The organism is Lysobacter xanthus, from assembly GCF_047159895.1.
In genome coordinates this window covers 1-1667 of record NZ_BAAGAB020000148.1, presented here as the reverse complement: position 1 = coordinate 1667, position 1667 = coordinate 1, and the positions used below count along the sequence as shown (strand labels likewise).

The 1667-nt window shown below is 70.1% G+C and carries 1 protein-coding gene; it reads right to left on the bottom strand.

Translation table 11 applies throughout. The features are described 5' to 3' along the window. Nucleotides 1-69 precede the first annotated feature (69 nt). Nucleotides 70-1482, bottom strand: coding sequence for a class II fumarate hydratase (locus tag ACY35P_RS15575; RefSeq protein ID WP_462116747.1), 1413 nt, complete (start codon nucleotides 1480-1482; stop codon nucleotides 70-72). Between the last annotated feature and the right edge of the window lie 185 nt (nucleotides 1483-1667).

Sequence of the window (1667 nt, the reverse complement as noted above, 5' to 3'; positions counted from 1 at the left end):
GCCCGACCTCGAAGGCGGCGACCTCGCCGCGCTCGACACGCTGATCGGCCTGGTGCGTGTGCTCACCCGCTACGAGCCGCCGCCGGACATGCCCTCGCGGATGCCGCCACGCGTGAGCGACACGGGATCCAGCAGTCGCTTGAGTTCGTCGCGCTTGAGGCCGGTCGCGTCCTGGGCGACGTCGAGCACCGGCCTTCCTTCGGCATACGCCTGCTTCGCGATCGCCGCCGCCTTCTCGTAGCCGATGATCGGATTGAGCGCGGTCACGAGGATCGGATTGCGCGCGAGGGCTTCGCGGACGCGTTCGTCGCGCACCTTCAGCCCGGCAATGGCGCGGTCGGCGAGCAGCCGCGAGGCACGGGTCAGCAGCGCGATGGCGTCCAGCAGGTCGTAGGCGATGAGCGGCAGCATGACGTTGAGCTGGAAATTGCCACTCTGGCCGGCGACGGTGATCGTCGTGTGGTAGCCCATCACCTGCGCACAGACCATGGCGACGGCCTCGGGGATCACCGGGTTCACCTTGCCCGGCATGATCGAGCTGCCCGGCTGCAACGCGGGCAATTCGATCTCCCCGAGGCCCGCGAGCGGTCCGGAATTCATCCAGCGCAGGTCGTTCGACATCTTCATGAGCGCGACGGCCAGCGCATTGAGCTGGCCCGACAGTTCCACGGCATCGTCCTGCGAGGCGATTCCTTCGAACTTGTCGGCGGCCGACACGAAGCGCACGCCGGCGCGCTTGGACAGCGCCTTCGCGGCCTGCTCGCCGAACCGCGGGTCCGCATTGATGCCGGTGCCGACGGCGGTGCCGCCGAGCGGCACGCGTCGCAGCCGGCCCAGCGCGTCCTCGATGCGCATGCGGGCGGAATCGAGCTGGGAGACCCAGGCGCCGAATTCCTGCGCGAACGTCACCGGCATCGCGTCCATCAGGTGCGTGCGGCCGGTCTTGGTCGCCTTGCCGAGGGACTTCGCCTTCTTCGCGATCGTACCCTGCAGGTGCTTGAGCGCGGGCAGCAGGTCGCGCGCGCAGGCCACGGTCGCGGCGACCCGGATCGCCGTCGGGATCACGTCGTTCGAACTCTGCCCGAGGTTCACGTGGTCGTTCGGATGCACGCGCCGCCGCGTATTCGAGGCGATGCGGGCGATCACCTCGTTGGCGTTCATGTTGCTCGACGTGCCCGAGCCGGTCTGGAACACGTCGATCGGGAAGTGCGCGTCGAATTCGCCGTCGGCCACGCGCTGGGCGGCCTCCGCGACCGCGGCGGCGACCGCGGCGTCGAGCAGCTTCAACCGCCCGTTGACCTCCGCGGCCGAGGCCTTGACCAGGCCCAGCGCCTCGATGAAGGCGCGCGGCATCGGGCGGCCCGAGATCGGGAAGTTGTCCACGGCGCGCTGGGTCTGCGCGCCCCAGAGGGCGTCGGCCGGTACCTCCAGCTCGCCCATGCTGTCGTGTTCGATACGGACGTTCGCGTCGGATCGGGCCATCGTCGCCTCCTGTGGATGCGGCGAGCGTACGCCGCCGGGCGTCAAGGGGCCGGTCCGGGTGGCGCGGCGGTTAAAATTGCGACTTCCCTCCCCGCCCGGCCCGCCATGTCCCCGTCCGTCGAAACGCAGCTCCTCGCCCTCTCGCCGCTGGACGGCCGCTATGCCGGCAAGGTCGACGCGCTGCG

Excerpts from the sequence above, each read along its gene's own strand:
- ACY35P_RS15575 (WP_462116747.1), bottom strand. The coding sequence starts at position 1,482 with ATGGCCCGATCCGACGCGAACGTCCGTATCGAACACGACAGCATGGGC.